The organism is Lacinutrix algicola, from assembly GCF_001418085.1.
In the GTDB taxonomy this organism is placed as follows: domain Bacteria; phylum Bacteroidota; class Bacteroidia; order Flavobacteriales; family Flavobacteriaceae; genus Lacinutrix; species Lacinutrix algicola.
In genome coordinates this window covers 58,054-64,629 of the sequence record NZ_LIQH01000046.1, presented here as the reverse complement: position 1 = coordinate 64,629, position 6,576 = coordinate 58,054, and the positions used below count along the sequence as shown (strand labels likewise).

Below are 6,576 nucleotides of genomic sequence, written 5' to 3'. Positions count from 1 at the left end.
AATATTGTAAAAACTGGAGTTTTCAATAACGACAACAATAATAATTGTTCAGAAATTGACGAAACAATTACATATACATTTACGATTACTAATACTGGTAATGTATCATTAGAAAATGTAATAATAACAGATCCGTTATTAGATAATACAACTCCTAATGTAGTAATTACTTATATTTCTGGAGATGTCGATAACGATCAGCAAGTAGATTTAACTGAGATTTGGATTTACACAGCTACATATTTAATAACTCAAATAGATATTGATGCTACTGAAGTTATTAATACTGCAACAGTAAATGCTCAAGGAGTTTCAAACGGAACATTAGTTACTTCGACTTCTCAAACAACAACTGAGTTAATTGAGGATACAACTCCTCCAGATACTTCAAATTGCACTACTCTAGATGAAACAATAGAATGCAGCGGTGTTGATAATGAAAATATTGCGATTGCTTGGAATGCTGCAAATATCGCTGCTCTAGAAGCTTGTGCAACTGATGAGTGTGATAATAGCTTTATTATAACTTCAAATTACACTTTTGGAAATCTTATTTCTACTTGTGGAGCTAGTGGTACTATTACTGTTACATATATTCTAACAGATACAACTGGGAACTTTAGCACATTTACCGCAACCCTTACTCTAGAAGATACAATAGGTCCCGATTTAACTAATTGTACTGTGATAGATGAAACTATCGAATGTGGTGGAACCGATAACGAAAACATTGCTATCGCTTGGGATGCTGCAAATATTACAACACTTCAAAACTGTGGTACTGATACTTGTGATATAGATCCTACTAACGTAGTAACTTCTAATTACGACTTCAACAACTTAGTCTCTAATTGCGGTGCAGGTGGTGCAATTACTGTTACTTATACAGTAGCTGATGATTGTGGTAATACTACACAACTTACCGCAACCCTTACTCTAGAAGATACAATAGGTCCTGATTTAACTAATTGTACTGTGATAGATGAAACTATCGAATGTGGTGGAACCGATAACGAAAACATTGCTATCGCTTGGGATGCTGCAAATATTGCAACACTTCAAAACTGTGGTACTGATACTTGTGATATAGATCCTACTAACGTAGTAACTTCTAATTACGACTTCAGCAACTTAGTCTCTAATTGCGGTGCAGGTGGTGCAATTACTGTTACTTATACAGTAGCTGATGATTGTGGTAATACTACACAACTTACCGCAACCCTTACTCTAGAAGATACAACAGGTCCCGATTTAACTAATTGTACTGCGATAGATGAAACTATCGAATGTGGTGGAACCGATAACGAAAACATTGCTATCGCTTGGGATGCTGCAAATATTACAACACTTCAAAACTGTGGTACTGATACTTGTGATATAGATCCTACTAACGTAGTAACTTCTAATTACGACTTCAACAACTTAGTCTCTAATTGCGGTGCAGGTGGTGCAATTACTGTTACTTATACAGTAGCTGATGATTGTGGTAATACTACACAACTTACCGCAACCCTTACTCTAGAAGATACAACAGCTCCAGATTTAACTATTTGTACAGATGTAACTAATACTACTATAGAATGTAATGGTACAGATAATGATACAATAGCTTCGGCATGGAATTCTAATAATGTAACTACACTTTCTACTTGTCCTGGTGATGATTGTGATTTAGATTCTATTTACACAATAACTTCAGATTTCGACTTTAACAATCTAGTGTCAACATGTGGTTTAGGTGGAACTATCATTGTAAACTATACTGTGACTGACGATTGTGGTAATACTGCAACAACAACTGCTACATTAACACTTGAAGATTCAACTGGTCCTGATTTATCTAACTGTAATGTTACAAATACAACGATAGAATGTAATGGAAGTGAAAATGAAATGTTAGCAGATGAATGGAATGCTAATAACATTACAACTCTTACATCTTGTGGTGTTGATGCTTGTAATGCGGATACAACAAATACAGTAACTTCTAATTATGCTTTTGTTAATTTAAATTCTGATTGTGGTGCTGGAGGAACAATTGAAGTAACTTATACTGTTGCTGATGATTGCGGAAACGAATCTATTCTAATTGCTACACTAGCAATTGAAGATACTACAGCTCCTACTCTATTAACTAATTTAGAGCCTGAATCTTATGTTATTTGTTCTAAAATCCCTGAGCCTCCAACTTTAGAATTCTCAGACGAATGTTCTAATGTAGAAGTTACTATCGATTTTAATGAAACAAATAACAACGTTGGTGACGGTGAAGACTATGAAATAGTTTGGGAATGGATTGTTAGCGATAGCTGTAATAACTCTAATGTTTACACGCATACTGTAAACGTTATTAGTGAAGACTTTGTTACAAACCTTGATGGAGAACGTTGTAATAACGATGGTATTATAGATTTATTCGAATATTTAACAGATGGTATTGATACCTCTGGAACTTGGACAGTAGAACAAGGTGATGTTATATTAGATACTGATGGCACTTTTGATCCTATCGACTTAGAACTTGGTGATTATATCTTTACCTATTCAATGACAAATGATGATTGTAGAGCTACAATTAGAGTTACGTTAAACATACACGATAAATGTATTGTTCAGCCATGTGGTGTAGAAGGTATGGTTATTTCGAAAGCTGTAACACCAAATGGAGATGGTCATAACGATTTCTTCTTCATACAAGGAGATCAAAAGTGTGGTTTCATAATAGATTTACAAATATTTAATCGTTATGGAGGCATAATTTATGATGTAAAAGATTATAAAAATGATTGGAGTGGTCAAGCTATTAAACAATCTTTAGGTAATGCAGATAAGCTTCCAAATGGCACATATTATTATGTTATTATTTTAAGAAATAGTGGTTTAGATCCTATTACAGGCCCATTGTATTTAGGTACCAAATAAAAAAATGAATGAAAAAAAATAGAGTTTATATATTTACTATTGTAGCATTAAGTTGTGTTTTTTCCTTTGCTCAACAGTTACCACAGTTCTCTCAGTATATGTTTAATACTATATCTGTAAATCCGGCATATGCGGGAAGTAGAGAAACAATAAGTTTAGTTGGTTTACATAGAAGTCAATGGGTTGGTTTAGAAGGAGGGCCAAGTACTCAAACACTTTCTATACATTCTCCATTAAAAAATGAGCAGTTAGGTTTAGGACTATCTGTAATTAACGATCAATTAGGTTATGAAAATTTTGTTTTCATGTATGGTGATTTTTCATATACAATAAACACAAGTGAAACAACAAAATTAGCGTTTGGTTTAAAAGCTGGTTTTACTCATTATAACCTAGATACTGTTGGTTTTTTAGATCAGGAGCAAGTCTATTCTGATCCATTTTTTAGCGACATTTCTAGTAGTTGGAATCCTAATATTGGAGTTGGTTTATTTTTACACAGTAATAGATGGTATGTTGGTTTATCTGCTCCAAGAATATTAAATACAGATTATAATTTAACAGGCAATCAAGATGCGGGACCAGAATATTTAGCTTTAGAAAGAATAGGATACTATTTAACTGGAGGTTATGTTTTTGAACTTAATGAAAATCTTAAACTAAAACCATCTACCCTATTAAAAGTTACAAATGGAGCTCCTGTTTCATTCGATATTAATGCAAACCTCTTATTCTTTGAAAAATTTTGGTTAGGTGGTGCTTATAGATATAATCAAGATACTTCAACCATAGGAGCGCTAGCAGATATTCAAATCTCTCAACAATTAAGAATTGGATATTCTTATGAATATTTTTTATCCGATTTAAGACCGTATACAAGTGGAACACATGAAATTTTATTAATGTTCGAAGTGTACAAACCAAGAAAACGTATTAAATCTCCAAGATATTTCTAATATAAAATGAAAAATAGTTTACTATCCATATTATTCCTTTTTACTGTCTCTATAATAAGTGCACAGATTAAAGTAGCCGATAATTTCTTTAAAGATTACGACTATTATCAAGCAACAGAACTTTATTTAGAAGTTTTAAAAAAAGGAGATACTACGGAACACGTAGTTACCAGACTTGGTGATTGTTACTACAACAACTCTAACGTACAATTAGCAAGTTATTGGTACAAGAAAGCAGTAACAAAATATAAGGATGTAAATCCTGAGTATATCTATAAATATATTCAAACTTTAAGAAGTTTAAATCAGTTTGAGGAATCTAAAAAATGGACTACTATTTTTAAAGAGCGCAAAAAAAATGATAGACGTGTAAAAGAAGAAGATGTATTTGATATTGAAAAATTTGAAGCATTAGAGTCTACAGATCGTGTTTATGTCGATTATAAAAATCTTGATATTAATACAAAATATTCAGATTTTGGAAGTTTTGAAAAAGATAGCATTTTATACTTTGCTTCTACTCGAGTAAAAGATACTGTAATAGACGAGAAAAAACTGTATCAATGGAATAAAGAACCATTCCTTAATATCTATCAATCTGGAATAACTATTGATGAAGGAAACAAAATAGTTTCTTCGCCTTCACTAATTACATCTAACGAAATTAATACCGATTTTCATGAAAGTTCTGTTGCTATCACAAAAGATGGTAATACAATGTATTTTACTAGAATAAATTTAAATAAAAAGAACAAAGCCAAATACGACAAAGGTGGTACTTCACAAATTAAATTATTTAGAGCAAAGAATATTGATGGTAAATGGAAGAAAATAGAAGAGTTACCATTTAATGGTGAAGACTTTTCTACTGGATCTCCTGCATTAAGTCCAAACGAAAAAGATTTATATTTTTCTTCAGACCGTGAAGGTTCAAAAGGTCTTACAGATATATATAAAGTAAAAATAAATACTGATGGAACTTTTGGTAATCCTATTAACTTAGGAGCTAAAATTAATACCGAAGGAAGAGAAAATTTTCCTTTTATTGCAAAGGATTCTACATTATATTTCTCATCCGATGGTCATTTAAACTTAGGTTTATATGATATTTTTGAAAGTAATATTCTAAAAAAAGATACTACACAAGTTTATGTAAAAAATCTTGGCGCTCCATATAATAGTGGTTTCGATGATTTTGGTTTTTTTATTGATACTGATTCAAATACTGGATACTTTTCCTCTAACAGAGATGGTGGGAAAGGTGGAGATGATATTTATAGTTTTGGACGTTATGACTGTAAGCAAATAATTAAAGGAATTACTAGAGACAAACTTTCTAACGAACCATTACCTAAAGTGGTTGTAAAACTTATTGATGAAAATGGTAAAGTAATACAAATGGAGACTTCTAACGAAAAAGGTGCATATGAGTTTAAAGATGTAGCTTGCGATAAAACCTTTGTTGTACTTGGTGAAAAAGTAATATACAGACCAGACCAAAAAGATGTAACTACAACTCAAGAAAGCGGTGTAGAAAACACTATAGATCTCTTCCTTACTCCTTTAATAATTGATAGTGAGATTGTAATTAACCCTATTTTCTTCGATTATAACAAGTATGATATTAGACCAGATGCTGCATACGAATTAGAAAACATTGTAGCGGTTATGCGTGAGCATCCAATAATGGTAATAAAAATAGAGTCGCATACAGATAGTCGTGGTAGAGTTGCATATAACGAGAAGTTATCTGATAGAAGGGCTAAATCTACAAGAGATTATTTATTCTCTAGAGGCATTGCTGTAAACAGAGTGCAAAGTGCTATTGGTTATGGAGAAAGTCAATTAATAAACAATTGCGACGATGCCAATAGTAAAAATTGTACTGAAGAGCAACACCAAGAAAATAGACGTTCAAAGTTTATTATTACTAGCGGATATGCTAAATAATAGTAACTACTCTCTTTATATTACTCTGTATATCTTATATAAAATTCATATACAATATTAGAGAAGTCATTTACGAAAATGAAATATTAATTTAGCAAAAATTAAACCAAAAAAAGAGTTTCGAAAGAACAGCTTTTTTTTTTTATAAATTATGTTGTTTATTTTCTAATAAATATATTTGTAAAATACCATTTACCTTCCGTATTCTGTTCTGCAGAAACATCAAAATTTGTATAATCACCTTCCATATTTAATCTATGTCCTTCACTTTGAATCCATGCGTTAACAACCGATTGTGCCGATGTAAACCCAAATGCTACATTTTCTGTAACTACACTAGCTCCTGCATTATTTACTAAAAATGATTTTCTATTATAAAAATTTGCATGTGACATGTTATCCTCTTCTGCCATGTAATCTGAATGACTAAAAGCTTGCGACTTTACTAAATCATGATTAGATAATGCATTTAGACCATTCTCAATTCTATAAGCATTAATAAGCTCCATTATCTCGATCTCGATTTCTTTTGTCTGTGGAATAGTGATATCTTCAAGTTGTAAATCGTCTGAACTTTCTGAAGAACATGATGTTGCAAAAGTTAAAAATAAGGCTAACAATAGTAGGTTAAGTATCGTTTTCATAAGGGTACAATTTGTTTGGGATTTAAATATACCCAACCAAAACCTTACGAAGTGTTAAAGAAATGTTAAAATCGATGAAATACATGTATTTCATCGTTATTAAA

The 6,576-nt window shown here is 31.6% G+C and carries 4 protein-coding genes; 3 read left to right on the top strand and 1 reads right to left on the bottom strand.

Annotated features, from left to right (window positions below; translation table 11 throughout):
- The 3 genes from ASC41_RS16530 to ASC41_RS16520 all read left to right on the top strand — a co-directional run.
- On the top strand, positions 1-2,922 hold a 2,922-nt coding region (locus ASC41_RS16530; RefSeq protein WP_152971512.1), incomplete at its 5' end, for a T9SS type B sorting domain-containing protein.
- Between the two features lie 8 nt (positions 2,923-2,930).
- A complete protein-coding gene (locus ASC41_RS16525; RefSeq protein ID WP_055437756.1) occupies positions 2,931-3,878 on the top strand; it encodes a PorP/SprF family type IX secretion system membrane protein in 948 nt (315 codons plus the stop codon).
- 6 nt (positions 3,879-3,884) lie between these two features.
- Positions 3,885-5,828: an OmpA family protein gene (locus ASC41_RS16520; protein ID WP_055437755.1), complete on the top strand. Its 1,944-nt coding sequence runs from the start codon at positions 3,885-3,887 to the stop codon at positions 5,826-5,828.
- 158 nt (positions 5,829-5,986) lie between these two features.
- On the opposite strand, the gene ASC41_RS16515 is transcribed toward ASC41_RS16520, so the two are convergent.
- Complete coding sequence (locus tag ASC41_RS16515) at positions 5,987-6,472, bottom strand: CAP domain-containing protein (protein ID WP_055437754.1); 486 nt, start codon at positions 6,470-6,472, stop codon at positions 5,987-5,989.
- Between the last annotated feature and the right edge of the window lie 104 nt (positions 6,473-6,576).

Bases quoted from the DNA above. Each gene is read 5' to 3' on its own strand.
- ASC41_RS16525 (WP_055437756.1), top strand. From the start codon at position 2,931: ATGAAAAAAAATAGAGTTTATATATTTACTATTGTAGCATTAAGTTGT.
- ASC41_RS16520 (WP_055437755.1), top strand. From the start codon at position 3,885: ATGAAAAATAGTTTACTATCCATATTATTCCTTTTTACTGTCTCTATA.
- ASC41_RS16515 (WP_055437754.1), bottom strand. From the start codon at position 6,472: ATGAAAACGATACTTAACCTACTATTGTTAGCCTTATTTTTAACTTTT.